Annotated in this window: 18 protein-coding genes and 1 tRNA gene; 10 read left to right on the forward strand and 9 right to left on the reverse strand. The window is 57.0% G+C overall.

Annotated features, from left to right (window positions below; all coding sequences use genetic code 11):
• Positions 1–25: 25 nt before the first annotated feature.
• A complete protein-coding gene (gene lipB, locus IEX10_RS04100) occupies positions 26–676 on the reverse strand; it encodes a lipoyl(octanoyl) transferase LipB (protein WP_188671147.1) in 651 nt (216 codons plus the stop codon).
• A 186-nt stretch (positions 677–862) separates the two neighbouring features.
• On the opposite strand from lipB, the gene IEX10_RS04105 reads away from it, so the two are divergent.
• Positions 863–949 (forward strand) — tRNA-Leu (locus IEX10_RS04105).
• 94 nt (positions 950–1,043) lie between these two features.
• Here the strand turns inward: IEX10_RS04105 and aroQ are convergent.
• The 8 genes from aroQ to IEX10_RS04145 all read right to left on the reverse strand — a co-directional run bounded on the left by aroQ (position 1,044) and on the right by IEX10_RS04145 (position 9,859).
• On the reverse strand, positions 1,044–1,484 hold the full coding sequence (gene aroQ, locus IEX10_RS04110; RefSeq protein WP_188671149.1) for a type II 3-dehydroquinate dehydratase: 441 nt from the start codon (positions 1,482–1,484) through the stop codon (positions 1,044–1,046).
• A 185-nt stretch (positions 1,485–1,669) separates the two neighbouring features.
• Positions 1,670–2,422, reverse strand: a complete 753-nt coding sequence (locus IEX10_RS04115; protein WP_188671150.1) for an OmpA family protein — start codon at positions 2,420–2,422, stop codon at positions 1,670–1,672.
• A 129-nt stretch (positions 2,423–2,551) separates the two neighbouring features.
• Positions 2,552–4,870, reverse strand: a complete 2,319-nt coding sequence (locus IEX10_RS04120; RefSeq protein WP_188671152.1) for a serine/threonine protein kinase — start codon at positions 4,868–4,870, stop codon at positions 2,552–2,554.
• 72 nt (positions 4,871–4,942) lie between these two features.
• Positions 4,943–5,434: a hypothetical protein gene (locus IEX10_RS04125; RefSeq protein ID WP_188671154.1), complete on the reverse strand. Its 492-nt coding sequence runs from the start codon at positions 5,432–5,434 to the stop codon at positions 4,943–4,945.
• Position 5,435: 1 nt separating this feature from the next.
• The gene (locus IEX10_RS04130; protein WP_188671156.1) at positions 5,436–6,146 is read right to left on the reverse strand and encodes a hypothetical protein; all 711 of its coding nucleotides are present in this window, start codon (positions 6,144–6,146) and stop codon (positions 5,436–5,438) included.
• Complete coding sequence (locus IEX10_RS04135; protein ID WP_188671159.1) at positions 6,116–7,720, reverse strand: caspase family protein; 1,605 nt, start codon at positions 7,718–7,720, stop codon at positions 6,116–6,118. The genes IEX10_RS04130 and IEX10_RS04135 overlap by 31 nt, the downstream gene beginning before the upstream one ends.
• A 9-nt stretch (positions 7,721–7,729) precedes the next feature.
• Positions 7,730–8,920, reverse strand: a complete 1,191-nt coding sequence (locus IEX10_RS04140) for a hypothetical protein (RefSeq protein WP_188671161.1) — start codon at positions 8,918–8,920, stop codon at positions 7,730–7,732.
• Positions 8,921–9,028: 108 nt separating this feature from the next.
• Positions 9,029–9,859 carry a M15 family metallopeptidase gene (locus IEX10_RS04145; RefSeq protein ID WP_188671163.1) on the reverse strand — a complete coding sequence of 277 codons (831 nt, stop codon included), beginning with the start codon at positions 9,857–9,859 and terminating at the stop codon, positions 9,029–9,031.
• 315 nt (positions 9,860–10,174) lie between these two features.
• Between IEX10_RS04145 and tssA the strand changes: the two genes are divergently transcribed.
• From tssA to tssH, 9 genes are all read left to right on the forward strand, one after another.
• On the forward strand, positions 10,175–11,221 hold the full coding sequence (gene tssA, locus IEX10_RS04150; protein WP_229678415.1) for a type VI secretion system protein TssA: 1,047 nt from the start codon (positions 10,175–10,177) through the stop codon (positions 11,219–11,221).
• 78 nt (positions 11,222–11,299) lie between these two features.
• Positions 11,300–11,809: a type VI secretion system contractile sheath small subunit gene (gene tssB / locus IEX10_RS04155; RefSeq protein WP_101656443.1), complete on the forward strand. Its 510-nt coding sequence runs from the start codon at positions 11,300–11,302 to the stop codon at positions 11,807–11,809.
• 2 nt (positions 11,810–11,811) lie between these two features.
• Entirely contained in the window at positions 11,812–13,305 is a 1,494-nt protein-coding gene (gene tssC, locus IEX10_RS04160) for a type VI secretion system contractile sheath large subunit (protein WP_188671165.1), read from the forward strand.
• 93 nt (positions 13,306–13,398) lie between these two features.
• On the forward strand, positions 13,399–13,932 hold the full coding sequence (locus IEX10_RS04165; RefSeq protein ID WP_188671167.1) for a type VI secretion system tube protein Hcp: 534 nt from the start codon (positions 13,399–13,401) through the stop codon (positions 13,930–13,932).
• 104 nt (positions 13,933–14,036) lie between these two features.
• The gene (locus IEX10_RS04170; protein WP_188671169.1) at positions 14,037–14,852 is read left to right on the forward strand and encodes a type VI secretion system accessory protein TagJ; all 816 of its coding nucleotides are present in this window, start codon (positions 14,037–14,039) and stop codon (positions 14,850–14,852) included.
• Positions 14,839–15,345, forward strand: a complete 507-nt coding sequence (tssE, locus tag IEX10_RS04175; protein WP_188671171.1) for a type VI secretion system baseplate subunit TssE — start codon at positions 14,839–14,841, stop codon at positions 15,343–15,345. The genes IEX10_RS04170 and tssE overlap by 14 nt, the downstream gene beginning before the upstream one ends.
• Before the next feature lie 4 nt (positions 15,346–15,349).
• Positions 15,350–17,224, forward strand: coding sequence for a type VI secretion system baseplate subunit TssF (tssF, locus tag IEX10_RS04180; protein ID WP_188671173.1), 1,875 nt, complete (start codon positions 15,350–15,352; stop codon positions 17,222–17,224).
• The gene (gene tssG, locus IEX10_RS04185; protein ID WP_188671176.1) at positions 17,188–18,216 is read left to right on the forward strand and encodes a type VI secretion system baseplate subunit TssG; all 1,029 of its coding nucleotides are present in this window, start codon (positions 17,188–17,190) and stop codon (positions 18,214–18,216) included. Before tssF ends, tssG begins: the two co-directional genes overlap by 37 nt.
• 46 nt (positions 18,217–18,262) lie before the next feature.
• Positions 18,263–20,974: a type VI secretion system ATPase TssH gene (gene tssH, locus IEX10_RS04190; RefSeq protein WP_188671178.1), complete on the forward strand. Its 2,712-nt coding sequence runs from the start codon at positions 18,263–18,265 to the stop codon at positions 20,972–20,974.
• The last annotated feature ends 38 nt before the right edge of the window (positions 20,975–21,012 follow it).

A 21,012-nucleotide genomic window follows, 5' to 3' on the forward strand; every position in this document is an offset into this window, starting at 1 on the left:
CAGAAATTACTGATCAAATGGTAAATCAGTCCGGAAATACTTGTAAAAAGCTTTTCTTCAGCGCCACATCCAGATCGTCCATCGTTACCGGCAGACCCAGATCTACAAGGGATGTCACCCCGTGTTCGGCAATGCCACAAGGTACAATGCCGCCGTAGTGGGACAGGTCGGGCTCTACGTTGATGCAGATTCCGTGAAAGCTGGTCCATTTGCGCAGGCGCACACCAATCGCAGCGATCTTGTCTTCTGGCGGGGTGCCAAGGGCTGTGAGCGGTTTGTCATGGCGCACAACCCAAACCCCGACACGCCCTTCGCGCCGCTCTCCGGTGACGTTGAACTCTGCCAGCGTCTGGATTACCCATTCTTCAAGGGTCCAGACAAACTTGCGCACATCGCGGCCCCGTTTGTTAAGATCAAGCATGGCATAAGCCACCCGCTGTCCCGGCCCGTGATAGGTATATTGTCCGCCCCGTTTAGACGTATAGACCGGAAATCGGTCCGGATCGGTCAGATCATTAATATCCGCAGATGTGCCCGCAGTATAAAGTGCCGGATGCTCCAGCAGCCAGATACGTTCGTCCGCACCGCTCCGGATCATGGACTCCACATGGGTTTCCATTTGCGAAACCGCTTCGGGGTAGGGGACAAACCCCTCTGATGTGATCCAGTCTACCATGGCACTGGAAGTGCCGTAACTTGGCAGGGGTGTCAAACCTCTAATGCGCCGCAAGGCCCGCGTAGAAAGCAAGAGCGCCGATAGTTTTTGACCGGTTTCTCAGCGATCTGCGGAATTAATTGCACCAGAGAACATTTTGCTCTTCACATCACGAATTGCCTTGGCTATACGCTGCCTACCTCGCGTGCGGCCGTGGCGGAATTGGTAGACGCGCAGCGTTGAGGTCGCTGTTCCTTAACCGGAGTGGAAGTTCGAGTCTTCTCGGCCGCACCAAAGGGTTTTCCTGATAATGCTATTTTTAACAAAGTGTTAAGCGTGGTCTTGACTGATCGCTTTGCGCTGCAAAAAAAACTGTATTGGCAGGGCCTCAGCCCCCCAGCAAACTCCCCAGCCGGTGCATACACAGGTAGTATCCCTCAACCCCCATACCGATAATCGCGGAATCGGCGCGTTGGGTTACGTAAGAATGGTGCCGGAAGGATTCGCGGTGGTGGATGTTTGAGATATGCACCTCCAGCACCGGACCGTCGAATGTGTTCAGCGCGTCGAGTATCGCCACGGATGTGTGGGAATAGGCAGCCGGATTGATAATGATCCCTGCGGAAGTCTCGCGGCAGGTCTGGATCATATCCACCAGAACGCCTTCATGGTTGGATTGCAGCAGTTCAGAGCGCAAACCGTATTGTGCTGCAACCTCGGCACAGCCAGCTTCCACATCTGCGAGCGTGGCTGTTCCGTAGATTTCCGGCTGCCGCTGCCCCAAAAGGTTCAGGTTGGGGCCGTTCAGCACTGTAACAAGCTTGCTCATGGGGTCTGGTCCGTCTGTTATCTGCCCTGTAACAGGGTGTCTGGCAGTCATAACCAATCCCGCCAAAGACGCAAAGTGGCGATCTGGCGGGGGCGCTTTAATACTGGCGGTGTGTGGTGCAGATGCAAAAGGTAACAGCCGCATCTGTTAGATACGGCTGCACGAAGTTCCGCGGCGGGTGCGCGTCAGCTTAAAACTTGTACTTCTACACGGCGGTTTTCCGATGCGCCGGGATCGGCAGGGATTTTCAACCGTTCCTCGCCCGCGCCAACGGCTTGCAGGCGGGATTGATCAATGGCGCAACTGGTGGTCATGTAGCGGACCACCTCATCTGCGCGAGCCTGAGAGAGCCGTTTGTTATAGTCGGCTTTGCCTTTCGCATCGGTGTGGCCGATGATCTGATACGTGCCTTCACCGCTGTCCGCTTTGATCGCTGCGCAAAGGGCGGTCAGTTGGGTTTTGGATTTGGGTTGCAACAGGGCGCTGTCAAAATCGAAATAAATCGTCAGGTCAATGGTCATCGCCTCGGAAGGTTGTTCGGGGCGTGTCGCTGATGCAGTTGCGAGCGTGGGCAGCGTTTCCGCGCCATTACCGGACGTCACTGACGGAGCGGCCTGTGTGCCGGTGGCATCCTGCGTCGCTGTCAGTTGAAGACCGGATGTGCCGCTTCCCTGATCGCTGGCTTGTAAGGTCAGTCCGGTACTGCTAACCGACGGTGCGACGCTGCCTTCGCTCTCATCAGCGGGGGCCATCGTCAGCGCGGTCTCCTCGGCTGCATTTCCAGCGGGTTTAGAGGCCTCCACAAATCCGAGCGTTCGGCTGCGCTGTGCCTGCAGCCTTTGCAGAATGTCTTCCGCGCTCATCTCGTCAGCCTGCACTGATGGCGTGAGCAGGGCAAGAAGGGTAAGTCCGGTGGCAGTTGTTCTAAGAAAAGTCATTACACGGCTCCTGAAAAAGGGGTGAATGGAAAATAAATTGGGGGTGTTTCACCTGTTTTAGCCGATCTAACAGCTTTTGGGAAAACACAATGTTGAAAAAGTCACTCTTTGGCGGGATAGGGGGCGCAGTTACTCCAGCGTCATCATAAAACGATAGTTCACCAGTGCGCCGTCGTCGGGTAAATCCTCCAGCCGGTCATTCAGGGCTTCGATAAATGCGCCACTGCTTTCGGCGCGGGGGCGAATTTCGTCAAACAAGGGTGTATCGCTGACAATGGCCAGCAGAATGTTCGCGCCCACCGGCTCCACCACCTTGAACCCCAGTTTCTCAATCGAGGCCTCTGCGACGGGATAAGCCACACGCACTGATCGGGTGTCCCCGTCAACACTACCAATATCCTGAAGTGTGTTTGCTGATCGGGCCTGGTGGGGCAGCAAGTGAAAGACTTGTTCCGCCAAATCCACAAAAACCACGTTCAAGAAACCGTCGCGGTCTTTTGGCAGGCGGATGTCGATCACCGGATTTTCACCGATGCGGAAAATATCGCCCTCAACCCTGTCAGCTTTGGTGCCATAGCTGTAGTCGATCTCCAGCGCGCCTGACAAATCCTCTGGCATCAAGCGCAGCACGGAACAGACACTGGAGTTGAGGATTTCCAGATCAGAAGAAATCTCCCGCCCCGGTGCCATTTGGGACAGGTAGGCCTGCACGCGAGACATATCCGCCGCCACCGCCAGTTTGCCGGACACAGCCAAAGCATCATCCGGACCAAGGGCGCCGTTACGGCCTCCGGTCAGGCTAAGCGGGCCGCAACTGGCCATGTCTTGCAGTCCGAAATCCAGATCGTCGAGCGACACGGACGGAATTTCCACTTCGATCCGGTCCACCAACGCCAGTTTTGTCCCCTCAATCGCAGCCCGCGCCCCGTTCAGCAGTGCGGTTTTCTCCAGTTCGTTCTGAGCCTTGGCGATCAGGATCACGTCCATATCGTTGGCCGAGACCGTCCAGCTTTCAACTGCGTCAAACAGCATGGCGACCTTGATGATCCGCTCGCTCCAGCCTGCGAAGGGTTCGCCCCGCGCAGGGGTCACATCAGACAGGACAGCAAATGCGTTAAGATGCTGTTCAAGCTGAGTTGTAAGCGCTGGCACTGCATCTTCCGACGGCAAATTGCCGATCAGACGCAGCGGGTCGTCCGGCGAACCGCGCTCAATCGTTAACACAAAGGGATCGGCAAGGGGCAACGGTTCGGGTTGCGGCGCGGTCTCTGCAAGGCTTTCGGTGTCGGGTTCTGTCACGGGCGCAACCGAGGCTGTGGTGGTTGCAGCTGTGCCAGTGCTGGTGTTGCTTGCGGCGGATTGGGTAGTGGGATCAGACGGGGCAGGGCTGAACTGTCCGCTGAACCACCCCGCAGCGCCCAGAGCCAGCGCCACGGCGATGGCGGAACCGGCGTATAGACCAGTCCGAGACGATTTGGCAGGCGGTGTTTCAACCCCTGCGGCAGGGCCGCCGTGGGTTCCTGTCGCAGTAGTTTGCGGTGTCGTCGTCGATGCTGCCGCCCGTGAAGCGGGGCCACCGGCGGGCAGGATCACGGTTTTTTCGTCGTCGTCGCTCAGTATTCCGAGAAACTCCAACGCCTCTTGTGCGGTTTGCAGACGATCGGCGGGATCGGGTTCCACTAGCCGCGACACCAGCGCAGCCAACGGGCCGGACATATCCGAAATATCCGGCTTCACCGCCTTGGCACTGATGATCTGCATCAGGGACGACCCCGCATTCGGGGATTGGCCGCGGTAAGCCCCCATCAAGGTCATGCCAAGGGAATAAAGATCGGAACGGGCATCGCTGCGCCCCTCCATCTGTTCGGGCGAGGCGTATTGGTATTTACCTGCAAACCCGCCTCCCACAACGGTTTTTGCCCCATCGTTCACATCCTTGGCGATGCCAAAGTCGATCAATGTGGCCTGTTTGGGGTCCCCGCCGCGCAGCAAGATATTGTCAGGCGACAGGTCACGGTGAAAGGCGTTCTTTTCGTGTGCAGCCTTCAACCCGCAAAGCACCCGCTCTGCCACTTCCAGCAGGGTGGTTTCGTTCAGCGGGCCTTTGTCTTTCATCTCGTCCGCTAGGGAGCGGCCCTCGATAAATTCCATAACGATGAACAAAAATCCGCCGTGGCTGTCGCTTTCCAGCAGGTCGTAGTAGCGCACCACAGACGGGTCGATCACCTCGTGCAGGACGGATGCCTCCCGCTTCATCAGGTTCGTAAACTGCTCATCCTGCGCAAATTCCGCTTTCAGGATTTTCACCGCGATTTCGCGCCCTGAAACCCGATTGGTGGCGCGGTAAACTTCTCCGGTGCCCCCAGATGCAACCAGTTCAGCGATCACATAAGTATTGTTCAGCACATCGCCCGTAGACAGGATGCCGGTTTCAGTCGGATCGCTCAATGGGTGGTCCTTTTCATGGGGGCGACACCGCAGTTTGCGGGTCAGTCTTGAAATTATTAGCGTAAAGCGGCTTCATCCTGCAAGTTTCGCCAGTGTTTCGGCCAGTTTTCGGGTGTCTGCGATGGTCTTTTGCAGATTGGCGAGCCTTTCGGCATCGCTTTGGCCCGAAGGCGGCGGGCTGAGCGCGGCTGAAATCCGCGCCTGCGTGGCCGGCGCTATGTTCTGTTCACCGATGCGGATTTTGGAAACGATGATGTCCTGCTGCAACCGCGCCAGCGCGTTTTGATGGGCGGAAACCTGTCGGGACAGGGAGTTGCGTTCTGCCAGCAGGCGTTGCTGGCGAAGTTGCAAGGCGGCGACCCGTTCTTCGCGGGTGGCGATCCTTGCGTCATAGGTGCCGTCAGAGACGTTTTCGATCCCGTTGAAGAAACCGCCGTAGGCCGGATCATCCAGATCGCCCCGCTGGGCGCAGGCGGTTGTCAGCAACAGCGCTGCCCCAAGGGACAGGCCGCGCAGAACCCTGGTGCGGTGGCCGGTTCGGAAAGATGGGGCGTGTTGGGGCATATCAGATCTCCGAAACCAGCGTTGTCGCGATGGAGCGCATGGCCGAAATGCGATCCGACAGCGCGGAATACCGTTCAGCGGCAGGGGCGGTGGCACCGCTTTGGGCGCTGTCCACGGCGAGGAGGGAGCGCGCCTCTCCAAATACGTTCTGCCGCTGGACCGCGGCTTCAATCGCCTTGTTCATAACGGCCAGATTTCCGGATGCCTGTTCCTGCGCCTGCCGGATGGCAATGCCGTTCCCAGACGCCCGCGCCGCTGCCAGCCGCGCGCGTTGTTGGCCAAGAACGGCGCGCATGGTGGCAATGGCGCTTTCCAGATCGCGGTTGTTGGCTTCCAGATCAGCCGCAAGCTGGTTGAGCTGTGCCTCGCGGTTGGCGAAATCTTCTTGCAGGCCGCGCACGTAAACACCCGAAGCCGCGCCGATGAAGCGGCCCAGCCGCGCCCCCGCAAACGCGCCTTGCATCCCGCCGGTCAAGCCGCCGATCAGGGCACCTACGGCAAATCCGGCCATGCCGCCTTCGCCCACCGTGGCCTGCAACGCTTCGGCCTTATGGCGCAGGGCCTTTTCTTCGGCTGTTTCAGGCTGCCAGCTGAACGCCCGCTGCCCGCCCATCGGATCGTTGGGCGAGACTGCACAGGCGGACAGGCCCAGAAACAGCAGTGGTGTCAGGGCGCCTGCGATCAGCTTTGTGGCAGGAAATCGGAAAGCCATTGATAGGATCCTTGGGTTTCGGCATCGGCTGCCTGATTGACATGTTTAAGGAACAGTTTGGCACGACTGGCGAGCTTCTCGTCATCCACAGGGGCAGAGCGTGTCACCGCAATCCCGATGGTGCGTTCGACCATATAGTCGGGGAAATTCGCGTTGGCTTGCGCCATCAGTTCTTCGTAATAGGCCCGTTCCTGATCCAGTTGAGACAGCACCTCGGTTTGGGCGCGTTCGATCGCGGCAATATCGGCGCGGGCCTGTTCAAGGATGGGCTTGGCGTTTTCGTCTCCGGCGGCCACCTGTTCCAGTTCGTCGTAGGCATCCCGCGCAACGATTAGCGTTTGGTCAATGCTTGAAAGGGCGGCGATGTCCACTTGAATTTGCTTGCCCACATTGCCCCCGAGATAAAGCAACAAACGCGAGGCATCGGCGAACAGGTTGTCCTGCGTGAGCGCCGCCTCCTTACCAAGGGACGCGCGATAGGCGGCGGCGGCCAGTTCCAGTTCCTCAATATCCGGCGCGCTGCGGCTTTGCGGGGCAAAGCCGAGAATGCCCAGCGCGGCGGCGATTTTGCTGGTGTCGCTGGTCACATCCAGCTCGGCCACCTTAAGGGGTTTTTCTTCTTGTGACAGATTGGCCGAATAGCTAAGCCGTGCGATCCGCTGGGTGGCAAAATCCCTGAACATGCCGCTTGGAAAGGCGTCGAGATAGGTTTGATAGGCCTGCGGCGTGGTCTCGCTGCTGACACTGCGCCACATTTCGATATCGCGCGCGATCATCGCCTCGCGCCCGCCGGATGCCATCGACGGGTTCATGGAAAATTCGCCAATCAGGCTTTCCTCAACCCACGGCACCTGTGCGCCGCGGGTGCGCAGCACCACATCCTGACGCACCCGACCAAACATCAGACGCACGTCCAGTCCGGGTTCGTTGATGTGTTTCAACAGCGCGGTTGTGAAGATGGAATTATTGCCAGTCCCCTCAAACGCCACATTGCCCGGATCAGTGGCATAGGCTACCAGCAGTCCGGTGGCTGATTTCGCCCGTGCCAGCCCGACAGGCTTGCCCGATTGATCCAGCGTGATCGCCAGAGGATTGTCACGGCAGGCATCGAGAATCACAATCCCTGCATCGGGCTTCGCGTTGGCAAAGGCATCACGCACCCGACCGAGCGTTAGGGAGTACTGCTTCACCGCAGCGGATGTTGTGCCTTGAAAATCCGTTGCCAGCAGGAAATTCTCGCCCCCCGCCTGACTGCCGTGTCCGGCGTAAAAGAACAGGCCGAGTTCTGCGCCTTTCAACTGCCGTTCAAACGCGCCGAGCGCGCGGTCCATATCGGTGCGCGACGCATCCTGCGCCGAGATCACCACAAACCCAAGCGCGGCAAGCCTTTGGGCCATTGCAGCCACGTCATTGGCGGGGTTCTTCAGGGATAGTGCGGAGTTGTCATATCGGCTGTTGCCGATCAGCAGGGCCACCCGTTCCTTAGCAAACAACGGTGCAGCAAGCAAAAGTGCTAGCATCAGCGCAAGGAGGGGCAGGGCCAACGCGGTTTTTCTGGTTAAGGGAAACGTCATAGCCATCTCCTAGAACTCATACCCGAAGTTGATGTTCAGCCCGCGCACACCGCGATTTGCGTGGGTGTAGGTCAGTCCGACACGCACACTGTCCCACGTCACGCCGTTCTTGGACCCGATCGTGCCAAGAGACAGGGACACATCGGTCCATTCGTCAATATAGGTGGGGGTGCCGCCCACTTTGGTGTGGACCAGTGAAAACTGCCAGCTGGTGGGTAAACCGTAAAGACTGCGCTGGAAGGGGCCGGACAATTCCACCCCGTTCTTGTTGATCGTATTGGACAGATCATAGCCGCTGTTACCGGAGCCAAGCGATGTTGAGTAGGTCAGCGCGTTCCCAAACACCAAACCGTAACCGTTGCGCATATCTACGCGGTAGTTGGACATCAGCGAAACATTTGCCAGTCGTGTGGTCAGACCGCGACTGCTGTCGCGCAGTGCCCCGATCCGCACTTCGGGCGTCACCGCCCAATTGTCTGTAACCGGCATCCGCAAACCAACCCCGACAGAGCCGGAAACGTAGTCCTCTCCGTTGATCGTCGAAAAGCTGAGAGGGGCGTTAATTTTGATCGCCCAGCGCGGATCATCCAGCGGCATCGCAAAACTGAGCGGCAGCGAAGTGACATTGGCCGAGAACCCCGTTCCGGAATACCGCCCCGTTTGCAGCGAAATGCCCAAGTGGTTGTAGCTCGCCGTGCCCCGTGCGCGGCTGCCCCCCGTCAGGGGGGAAGGGCCGACATCAGTGCCCGACGTGAAGCTGGCATCTGCCATGCGCGCCATCAAAGACACCGGATTGCCCGCGACCGGATCGCCCGGCGTATTGGCAACGGTCAGCTTCAACGCTTCTGGGTCGCTGGCGTAACGCTCTCTGAGGAATTGGGCCAGAAGTGCCTCGCTTTCGGAACGGGTGCCCCCATCAAACCGCGAGATCAATTCACCGTTGTCATCCCGCAACGCCACGCTGGTGTTGTCCTGCCGATAGCGCAGGGTCAGCGTTTCGCTTGGGGCGGCGAAGGTAAAGGTCGCGCTTGCAGTCTCGGTGTAGCTGGCGCGAATTGTTTGATAGGTTTGCGTGCCAAGCGCGGTGATTGCCTCTTCCACCGTGTCAAATGCGGTGGAACTAACGCTTTGCGCAACAACGCCGGATCCGCTGGCGTACAGCAGACACAGCATAGCAATAGATTTACGACACAGAAACATCTGGCGACTTCCACTAAATAAAATTTATTCCACAAAGTTTGTCAGCAAAGACACGTTCAGTAATAATTGAGGGCAGATACTGCCGACGAACCCTTTAACCTTCCACGACTATTTGGTGCGGATCAACCCCTGACGGAGCCATTGATTGATTTTCTCTTTGGAAACCTGAAAGTGCATAGAGTCTTCTCGCCCAAAGCTTGCCCCCCAATACCAGCCCTCTTTATTAAAAAAATCCGCGAGCAGGATAAGGCCGAGCTGGGTCTTTCCATCCCCAAGTGTATCAAGCTTGCCGTCGATATTGAGATCAACCGACAGCCCGTAGGCATGGGTGGACACAGATCCCGCGCGTCCCCGAATGTGGCGCACGCACAAAGAACCAGCCGTGTTGATCCGCGCATATAACTCCGGTTCGAATATTTTCACGTTGCGAAACACCTGTCGCAAAGACAGAATCGCCGGTTCGATCATTGTAACACGGATCGGACCGACACTTTCGGTTTTGACCAAATCCTTAAGCAGCGGATTGGTCATGGATTGGCAGGCCTCGCTCAGGTCGGGGCGGGGCAGGCCGAAAAGTTTCTTGAGATAGGACGAACCGGAATTAGACAGGCCTTTGTTCACCTCACGCCGGTCCGCAATCAGAACCACTTGCGCAAAACTGTCTGCAAGTGAATCTGTTCTCTCTTCTGTCGGATCGGCAAAAGACTGGATCACTGGCTCCGCCACGCCGGTTTCTTCCAATAAGGTCACGCGCGACGCCAGAGCGTTCAAATCAATCGTAAGGTCTTTGGACTTTTGCGCCTGAACCGCCAGTTGTTCTTCGAGTGCAGCAATTTTTTGGGCGTCATCCGTGCGCGAGAGGGTTTGGGCAAAATACCAGCCCACCGGTGCCGTTAGCACAGCAAGAACCAGCAACGTGATTACAAACGCCCATTTCATCTAATGATCCTAGCACCGGTGTCCGGCTTGATCCCTATCGGGTAAATACCCATCTAATTTATTTATAATGCGAGGTTATTTACTTGCCAAGTTGTCAAGTTGATAAACTGCCTTCCGATTGAAAAGTAAAAGAAAGTGTCGCGAAAATCACTGTTTTGGCGATTAATTCTTGCGCGGTTCCCCAAAGGCAACTACGCTTTTAGTTAATTTACTAAGTATCTCATAAGTAACTAATAAGCCAAGTTTTCTTGAATACCAGCTAATTAATACGGCACTCTAAACGTGGCTTACTCTAATGTTTTAAGGGTTAAAGACGTGAGTTTGGATTTGGACACACTGCTGGCGGGATTTGACGGAGATGCGCCCTCGGGCCCGGATCTGGAATATGACGCAGCCTTCTCGGATCTCGCTATTGCGGCGACAGCGAAGGGCGAACAGCAGGTCGGCGACAAGGTTATCGACGCTGAAGATGCGGATTACGCCGAAGTGGTAAAGCTTGGCGAGGCGCTGCTGGAGCAGACGATGGATTTGCGGATTGCGGTCTATCTGGCAGAGGCCGGACTGAACCGGAACGGCTATCCCTACTTCGCACAGGTGCTCGACTATATAAGACGTGCCTTGCAAGACCACTGGGACACGGTTCACCCGCAGCTTGATGCGGATGATGACAACGATCCGACGGAACGGGTGAATGCGTTGGTGGGGCTGGTGGATGATGCCACGGTCTTGCGCCAGTTGCGCCGCGCTCCGCTGAGCGACAGCAAAATGATGGGGCGGTTTTCCCTGCGCCATGTCTCTGTTGCCAAGGGTGAAATCGTAGCGCCAAGCGATATGGAAAACCCGCCGGATATGGCGGCGGTCGGTGCGGCCTTGAAGGACACGCCGGAAGAGGAAATGACCGAAATCCGCCAAAGCATCGGGGCGGCGTTGGAGCACACGGCTGCGATTGACGCGATCCTTGCGGAACATGTGCCCGGACAGGGACCGGATTTTGCACCGCTTCAGGTGCTGTTGAAAACCGGACAGGCCGTAATTGCCGAATGTCTCGGGGAAGCGGCGCCGGTTGCCGAAGACGGTGCATTGAGCGACGGCGAAGAGGGCGAAGCGTCCCAAGCTGGCGGTGCCCCTGCGGCTGGTGCGGGTGTCAGCGGAATCAACTCTACAAACGACGTGCTGCGCGCGATTGACCTGATGCTGGAATATTACGCGCGGAACGAACCGTCCAGTCCGGTTCCGATTTTCTTGAAGCGGGCCAAACGATTGGTTTCGGCGGATTTTATTACGATTATGAAAGATATGGCGTCAAGCGGCATAGCAGAGGTGGCAACCATTGGTGGCCTGTCCTCGGATGAATACGAATAGATTTTTTAAGACCCCAAGTGAAATCAGATGCCGGACCGAACGGCACCGGAAAAATTAATAACAGAGGAGACGGCTCTTATGGCAGACAGCCAGAAATTTATCGCCCGGAATCGGGCCCCCCGCGTCCAGATCGAATATGATGTAGAGGTCTACGGCGCTGAAAAGAAAGTGCAATTGCCGTTTGTGATGGGCGTGATGGCCGATCTGTCCGGCAAATCGGAAGAGCCGCTTCCTGCAGTGGCGGACCGCAAATTCCTTGAAGTGGACGTGGATAATTTCGACGACCGGATGAAATCCATGAAGCCTCGCGCGGCCTTTACCGTACCGAACACGCTGACCGGCGAAGGCAATATGGCGGTGGATATCACCTTTGAAAGCATGGATGATTTCAGCCCTGCGGCGATTGCCAGCAAGGTGGAGCCGCTGAAAAAGCTGCTCGATGCGCGTACCCAGCTTTCCAATCTGATGACCTATATGGATGGGAAAACCGGTGCCGAAGACCTGATGGCCAAGATCATTCAGGACCCGGCATTGATGAAAGCGCTAAGCGCTGCGCCCAAACAAAAAGATGATGCAGGGGAGGAATAAAGATGGCTGAAGCAGAAGCACAAGTCGAAGGCCAGTCCGGCAGTACGGTATTTGCCAACGACGAATTCGCATCCCTGTTGCAAAAAGAGTTCCGCCCCAAATCCGACACGGCTAAAACGGCTGTTGAAGAAGCGGTTAAAACACTGGCAGAACAGGCGCTTGTCAATACGGGGCTGGTGTCAGACGACGCCCTGCGCTCGATCGAGGCGATTATTGCCGAACTCGACAAAACCCTGACCGCGCAGGTGAATGAGATCATCCATAACGAAGAATTCCAGAAGCTGGAAAGCAGCTGGCGTGGGTTGCATTATCTGGTGAACAACACCGAAACAGACGAGATGCTGAAAATCCGTGTGTTAAACGTATCAAAGAAGGATCTCGGCAAGACGCTGAAGAAATTCAAAGGTGCGGCTTGGGATCAGTCCCCGATCTTCAAAAAGCTGTATGAAGAGGAATACGGACAGTTCGGCGGAGAGCCTTACGGCTGTCTTGTGGGGGACTATCACTTCGATCACTCGCCACCGGATGTGCAACTGTTGACCGAAATGGCCAAAGTCGCCGCCGCCAGCCATGCGCCGTTCATCACAGGGGCAGAGCCGTCCCTGATGCAAATGGACAGTTGGAGCGAACTGGCCAATCCCCGCGATCTGACCAAGATCTTTTCCACGCCAGAATACGCGGCATGGCGATCTCTGCGCGAAAGCGAGGACAGCCAGTACCTTGCCCTTGCCATGCCCCGTTTCCTCGGTCGGCATCCTTACGGTGAAAAGACCGATCCGGTCGAAGAATTTGCCTTTGAGGAAGACACCGAGGGCGCTGACAGCGGGCATTATTCCTGGGTCAATGCGGCCTACGGGATGGCAACGAACATCACGCGGTCGTTCAAGCATTATGGCTGGTGTACCCGTATTCGCGGCATTGAATCGGGTGGTGCGGTGGAAAGCCTGCCAACCCATACCTTCCCGTCTGACGATGGCGGCGTGGATATGAAATGCCCGACGGAAATTGCAATCTCGGACCGTCGTGAATCAGAGCTGGCAAAGAACGGCCTGATGCCTCTGATCCACCGGAAAAACAGCGATATGGCGGCCTTTATAGGTGCTCAATCCCTGCACAAACCGGCGGAATATGACGATCCGGATGCAACGGCCAACGCAAACCTTGGTGCGCGTTTGCCCTATCTCTTCTCCACCTGCCGCTTTGCGCATTATCTGAAATGTATCGTGCGCGATAAGGTCGGTTCCTTCAAGGAACGTGGGGATATGGAAGCCTGGCTGCAAAAATGGATCAGCAATTACGTTGATATGACTCCGGAAATTTCGTCCGAAGCAACCAAAGCCGAGCGTCCACTGGCCGCAGCGCAAGTGGTGGTGGAAGAGGTCGAGGGCAACCCCGGCTATTACACCTCCAAGTTTTTCCTGCGGCCCCATTACCAGCTGGAAGGGCTTTCTGTGTCCTTACGACTGGTCTCAAAACTGCCCTCCGAGAAGGGCTGATGACCCCCCGGCGGCTCGGGGCCTGAAAAGGCCCTGTGCCACCACCCAGAATATTAATGAAACTTAACTTTAAATTCCTAGGAGGAATTCAAGATGATTGACGCATATGCATGGTTTGTTGGTGGTAAAAAAGCCATCAAGGGTGAAACCAACGACAAAACTGTTAAAGAAAAGAACGGCTTCGACCTGATCGACTTTTCCTTTGGCGTGGAAAACCAAGTGAACGTAGGTTCGTCCTCGGGCGGTCTTGGTTCCGGTCGGGTCCAGCTGGATCGGTTTGAATTCTCCAAGAATATGGACACAGCCTCCTGTGACATGGTTCTGGCGGCCTGTACCGGGGACCACATCCCCGAGTTGCATCTCTCTCTGCGCAAAGGCGGCGGTGGCGGCGCATCTGATTCAGGCGGCGAGTTCGTACACGTCCAGATGATTAACGTGGTGATCGAAAGCGTGAAATGGTCCGGTTCGGACGGGGATGAATCCTTTGTGGACAACGTGGTTGTGGCCTTTGCCGGCATTAAGATCGACTACATGAAGCAGGACATGACAGGCAAGCTGGAAGCTGGCGGTGCTGTGGAATGGAACCAGACCACCAACGAAGCCGTCATGGGCAAACCTGGCAAGTAAATGCTCTTGCCTCCGGCGCGCTATTTCTGCGGACCGGAACAGACTGGGGAAGGCGGCTTTGGTGGCCTTTCCTCTACCTGAATTTTGTAAAACCGGGATTTTTCATGAGCGACGCAATCGACCATTTGAAGGCGGGCAATCTGGATGCGGCCTATGACGCCCTGACCGCCAGTATTCGCAAAGACCCAGCCGACAGCAAGTTGCGGGTGTTCCTGTTCCAGATGCTGTGTGTGCGTGGTGAATGGGATCGGGCGCTGACCCAGCTTAAGGTTTGCGGTGAAATGGCCCCCGATACCATGACGATGGTGCAATCCTACCGCGAGGCGATTGCCTGTGAAATGGTGCGCGAAAAGGTGTTTGCAGGGGAAACCGCACCGCTGGTGTTTGGGGAACCGGCGCAATGGGTGGCGCTGATGATCCAGTCTTTGGGCCTGTTGGCCAAGGGCGATACGGCGCAGGCCGCCAGCTTGCGCAACGAGGCCTTTTCCGCCGCCCCAAGCCAGAGCGGCGAAGCCGATGGCACCCCGTTTGAGTGGATCGCCGATGCAGATATGCGCCTTGGTCCGATGCTGGAACTGGTGATGAACGGGCGCTATTACTGGGCGCCGTTTTCCACGATCAAGCGGATGACTTTCGATGATCCAAGCGATCTGCGGGACAAGGTCTGGACCCCTGTGGAAATCACTTGGGCCAATGGTGGCGACGTGGTGGGGTTCATCCCGACCCGCTATCCCGGTTCGGCCCAATCGGGACGGGCAGGGATCATGCTGGCGCGGGAAACCGATTGGATTGATGCGGGCGATGAAACCTATCTCGGCATCGGCCAGCGCCTGTTTGCAACGAACGACGCAGACCTTGCCCTAATGGACCTGCGCAGTATTTCCCTTTCGGCAGCAGGGGGCAGCGATGGCGCGGGCTGAGCTTTCCGATCGCGAGCGTTTGCAACCCTCCTTGCTGGACCGGTTGACCGACAAATCCCCGACCGAGCAAAAAGACAGCGCGGCAGAGCGTTATATCGATGTGCGCCGGTTGCGCGATATCATCCTGCGGGATCTTGGCTGGTTGCTGAATACCGCCAACAACGAAGATTTCATTGATCCTGCCCGTTATCCCCATGCGGCGCGGTCCACCCTGAATTTCGGGATCAGCGATATTGCCGGTCGCAAGGTGTTGCAGACAGACGCCAAAACGCTCGAATCCTCTATCAAGGAAGCAATCTACGCGCTGGAACCCCGGATCATCCCCGGCACGCTGGAGGTGACAGCCGCCAAAGCGACACCGGATGCGGCAGACAGCCAGATCACAATGGACATCCGCGGAGAGCTGTGGGCCACGCCCGTTCCGCTGGAACTGTACCTGCGCACGCGACTGGACGTGGCGGACGGTGATCTTGTCATTGATAAGGTGATGTAGCGGCATGGATACACGGCTTCTCAAACACTATGAAACCGAACTGGCCTTTGTGCGTGAAATGGGCGCGGAATTTGCGCAGGCCTATCCAAAAATCGCCGGTCGTTTGGGGATGGACGGGATTGAAATCAACGATCCCTATGTGGAACGCCTGATCGAAAGCTTTGCCTTTCTGACCTCGCGTATCCAGCTTGAGCTGGACATGCGCTACCCGCAATTCACCCAGCATCTTCTGGAAATCATCTACCCCCATTACCTGTCACCCGTGCCGGCCATGTTCATCGCACAGTTTTCCCCCGAGGCAGGGCTGAGCGAGAAATATACAATGAAACGGGGCACCAAAATGCGTGCGCCTTTGCGGGAGGGGGATCAAACTGCTTGCGAGTTTCGCACCGCCCATGATGTGGACCTCTGGCCGCTGAAAATCACCGAAGTGCAGTATTTCGCCAGCCGCGGAGAGGTTGTCGCCGCCGGTTTTGGTGAAGGCAATGCCGCGCGCGGTGCGATCCGGCTGCGGTTGAAGGCGCCTTCTGGGACAAAACTGAACACGCTCGGGGTGGAGCATCTCGACCTGCATCTGCCGGGACAGGACCGCACCCCTTGGGCACTTTATGAACATCTGATGCGCGACAGTATCGGGATCATGGGCCGCTCGGTGAACCGTCGTGATGACTGGACCGTCGCCCCCCGTGAGGCGAAAGTGGAGCAAATGGGCTTCACCCCCGAGGAATCCTTGCTGCCATTCCCCGGCCAGTCCTTTGACGGCTATCGCCTGTTGCAAGAGTATTTCTCGCTCCCACAGCGGTTCTTTTTCTCTCGTCTTGCAGGATTATCGCGGATTATGGCGAACTGCGAAGAAAACGAGATTGACCTTTATATCCTGCTGAAAGACAGCCAGCCCGCGCTGCAACAAACGCTGACACCGGAGAATTTCGCACTTTATTGCACGCCTGCGATCAACCTGTTGGAAATGCGCTGTGACCGCGTTCATGTGCAGCGCAAGGACGCCGACCATTTTGTCGTCGTAGACCGCACGGCCCCGATGGATTTTGAGATTCATACCATTCTGGATGTGGATGGTATCAAAAGCGACGACAGCGATGACATTGATTTCAGACCGTTTTACAGCGCGGATGATTACACAGCGGCAGGGGAAAACCACGAAGCCTACTACGCCATGCGCAGACGGTTCCGGCAGCGTTCCGAAAGCCAGAAGCTGAAAGGCACGCGCACGTCTTATCTGGGGACAGATGTGTTTCTAAGCCTCGTTGATCGCAGCGAGGCCCCGTATTCCGGTAAGCTGGAACAACTGGCAATCCGTGCGCTGTGTACCAATCGCGATTTGCCGATGCTGTTGCAAACCGGCGGCGGCGGTTCGGATTTTGATATGACGGATGGTGGTCCGGTGGACGGTATCAAAGCGGTTTCGCCGATTTCAGCTCCAAAATCCTCACCGGCGGTGGATGGCAGTGCGGCGTGGCGGCTGATCAGCCACCTTAGCCTGAACTACCTGTCGATGGATGACGCGGACCGCGGCTCGGCGGCGGCGGGTTTGCGGGAACTTCTGGGGATTTATACGCCGAAAGGGGATCGCACCCTCGCCAAGCAGCTTGAAGGGGTCGCGGGCGTTCAGTCCCGCCCCATCGTGCGGCGTATGGCGGATGAGGTTTTGTCTACCGCCGTGCGCGGGTTGGAGGTGAAAATCACCTTTGACGAAAGTTATTTTGAAGGCACCGGCGTTTATCTGTTGGGCGCGGTGCTGGAACAGTTTTTTGCAAGTTATGTGTCGCTGAACAGTTTTACTGAAACCGTGATCAGCGGCACCGAAAGAGGAGAGATCGCCCGATGGAGCGCCAAGAGCGGGAGGCGTCGGATGATCTGAGCCGCCTTGCGGAGCTGACCGACGATCCCAGAAAATTCAACTTTTTTCAGGCGTTGCGTCTGATTGAAGCAAGCTATCGCAGTGCGCCGCGACTGGGCAATTCCAAACGCCCGCGTCAGGATAAAGTGCGGCTGAAGCAAAAGGTGGATATGGCCTTTGCGCCCTCGACCGTTGAAAACTTCCGCACCACAGGCAAGGGGGGCGGACCGGCGGAATTGTCGAGCTATCTGTTTGGCGTTTTCGGGCCAAACGGTCCCTTGCCGCTGCACATTACCGAATATGCAAGGGAGCGCGAACACAATGCGCGGGACCACACTTTCGCCGGTTTTGCCGATATGTTCCACCACCGCCTGATCAGCCTGTTTTACCGCGCATGGGCCAGCGCCGAACCGGCGGCGAGCTTTGATCGCCCCGAAGATGACCCGTTTGCCAACCGTATTTCTGCCCTGTCCGGCATGATGGGCGACGCTTTTGCCGACCGCGATGCCATGCCCGATCTGGCCAAGCTGCGCTTTGCGGGGCGGTTGTCCAACGGTGCAAAGAACGAAGAGGGCCTGCTGGCGATGATCGCTGTGTTCTTTCGCGTACCGGTCACGATTGAAAGCTTCGTGGGCAGTTGGCTTGAACTGGAACCGGACGATCAGTGGCAACTCGGCGTGGAAACCCCTGCGGGCGGGCTTGGGCAGGGGACATCCCTTGGCAATCGGGTCTGGTCGCGGCAAGCCAAGTTCCGCATCCGGATCGGCCCGCTGGATCTTGAGGAGTACAAACGCCTGCTACCCGGCGGGATCAGTCTCTACCGGCTGGCGGCTGTGGTGCGCAACTATATTGGCGAGGTGCTCGACTGGGATGTAAACCTCGTGCTCGCCGCCGGGCAGGCGCCGCAGGTTAAGCTGGGTGAACAAGGGGAATTGGGTTGGACCACATGGGCGGGAACCCCGCCACAGGACCGGCCATTGGATGATTTATATGTAACCGTTTCAAGAAGATAGTACGCACGCGGACAATTAAGATCCGTTTCAGGGAAGGAATTGAATTATGTCAGAGATCAGCCGTGTTGCCCTTTTTGGCAAACTGAACAAACTTGGTTATCAGGGGATCGAAAGCGCCACTGTGTTCTGCAAAATGCGCGGCAATCCATATGTAGAGCTGGTCCATTGGATGCATCAGATTTTGCAGGGACAGGACAGCGATCTGCACCGGATTATCCAGCATTATGATCTGGAACCGGCAAAAGTGGCTAAGGATATGACGGCCGCGTTGGATGCCTTGCCCCGTGGTGCATCGTCTATCTCCGATCTGTCCGAACATCTGGAAAATGCTGTGGAACGGGCGTGGGTTTACGCATCTCTGGCACATAAAAGCCCGCAGGTTCGCACGGGGCATTTGATCCTCGGGATGGTTAAAACTCCTGCGCTGCGCAGTGTTTTAAACGGGATGAGCGACGAGTTTAAAAAGGTGAAGCCCGATGATCTGCTGGATGATTTCCAAGACATAACCAGCGGCTCGCCCGAAGACGGACTGTCGCCACAGGATGGGACTGGCATCGGGGCGGGGGCGGGCGCACAGCCCGGCGAAGCCTCGGATGCGATGGCCCCTGCGGCGATGGGCAAGGAAGAGGCTTTGCAGCAATATTGTAAGGATCTCACCGAACAGGCCGCCAGTGGAGAGATCGACCAGATCGTCGGACGGGATGAGGAAATCCGCCAGTTGATCGACATCCTGATGCGCCGTCGTCAGAACAATCCGATCCTGACGGGGGAAGCGGGTGTCGGCAAAACCGCCGTGGTTGAAGGCTTTGCCTTGCGCATCGCAAAAGGGGACGTGCCGCCAATGTTGCAGGGCGCGCGTTTGCTGGAACTGGATGTGGCCGCGCTGCAAGCCGGGGCTAGTATTAAGGGCGAATTTGAAAACCGTCTGAAGCAGGTGATTGAAGAGGTTCAGTCCTCTACCACGCCGATCATTATGTTTATTGACGAAACCCACACCCTTGTCGGGGCAGGCGGCGCGGCGGGGACAGGCGATGCGGCGAACCTGTTGAAACCGGCGCTCGCACGGGGGGAGTTGCGCACCATCGGGGCCACCACGTGGGCCGAGTATAAGAAACACATCGAAAAAGACCCCGCCCTGACACGGCGTTTTCAGGTTGTGAAGGTAGATGAGCCCAGCGTTGAAAAGGCGATCCTGATGATGCGGGGCATTGTCGGGATGTTGGAAAAACACCACCGCGTTCAGGTGCTTGACGAAGGGATCGAGGCAGCCGTGCAGCTTTCAGCGCGCTATATTCCGGCGCGCCAGTTGCCGGATAAGTCGGTCAGCCTGATTGACACCGCCTGTGCACGGGTCGGCATTTCGCAACATGCGACACCTGCCGAGGTTGAGGACTCCCAAAAGCGGATCGCCGCGCTGGAAACCGAACTGGGTATCATCGGGCGAGAGAAATCCGCCGGATATGATGTGGGGGACCGCGAGACCGAGGCGCAAGAGAAGCTGAACGCTGAAACAGACCGGCTCGAAGGGCTGACAGAGCGTTGGCAGGCGGAAAAGAAGATTGTGGATGATATTCTTTACCTGCGGGCCACCCTGCGGGGCGATGGCGGCGCGGTGGAAGGCGAAGAGGCCGCAGAGGTGCCCGAAGGCAGCGAGATGAGCGAGGCCGAACGAGCTGTTTTGCTGACCGATCTGAAAGCCAAAGATGCTGAATTGCGCGAGGTTCAGGGCGAAAATCCCCTGATCCTGCCGATTGTGGATGAACAGGCGGTGGCCAGCGTGGTCGGGGACTGGACGGGTATTCCGGTGGGTCGCATGGTCAAGGACGAGATTAACACCGTTCTAAATCTTGCCGATGCGCTGAAGAAACGGGTGATCGGACAGGATCACGCGATGGAGATGATCGCCAAACGGGTGCAAACCGCGCGTGCGGGCCTCGACAACCCCAGCAAACCTATCGGGGTGTTTATGTTGGCAGGCACCAGTGGTGTGGGCAAAACCGAAACCGCCATCGCCATTGCCGAAACCCTTTATGGCGGTGAGGCGAATATGATCACCATCAACATGTCGGAGTTTCAGGAGAGCCATACAGTCAGCACCCTGAAAGGCGCGCCTCCGGGGTATGTGGGCTACGGCGAGGGCGGCATCCTGACCGAAGCGGTGCGGCGCAAACCCTATTCCGTTGTGCTGCTCGACGAGGTGGAGAAAGCCCATTCGGATGTACACGAGATCTTCTTTCAGGTGTTCGACAAAGGCGTGATGGAAGACGGCGAGGGCCGCACAATCGACTTTAAGAATACGCTGATCCTGCTGACTTCAAATGCGGGTAGCGATCTGATTATGGATATGTGCAAAGACCCTGATCTGATGCCCGAACCCGAAGGTATTGCCAAAGCGCTGCGCGAGCCGCTGCTGAAGGTGTTTCCGGCGGCACTGCTCGGGCGGATTGTTACAATTCCCTACTTCCCGCTTAGCCCTGACATGATAGGCGAGATCACCAAATTGCAACTGAACCGCGTGGTCAAACGGATCAGGGACACCCACGGGGTACCGTTCAATTATGACGACAAGGTGGTCGATCTGATCGTGTCCCGCTGTCAGGAAGTAGAGAGCGGCGGACGGATGATTGATGCGATCCTGACCAACAGCTTGCTCCCTGCAGTGTCAGGAGAGTTCCTGCGCAAAATGATGGCGGGAGAAGACGTCAAAACAGTGAATGTCAGCACAGACGGAGACGAGTTTACGTACGAATTTGGGTAACAAGTACATTTCTAAAACCTCTTAATCTCAGGGAGAGA

The organism is Neptunicoccus cionae (assembly GCF_014643735.1).
In the GTDB taxonomy this organism is placed as follows: Bacteria; Pseudomonadota; Alphaproteobacteria; order Rhodobacterales; family Rhodobacteraceae; genus Amylibacter; species Amylibacter cionae.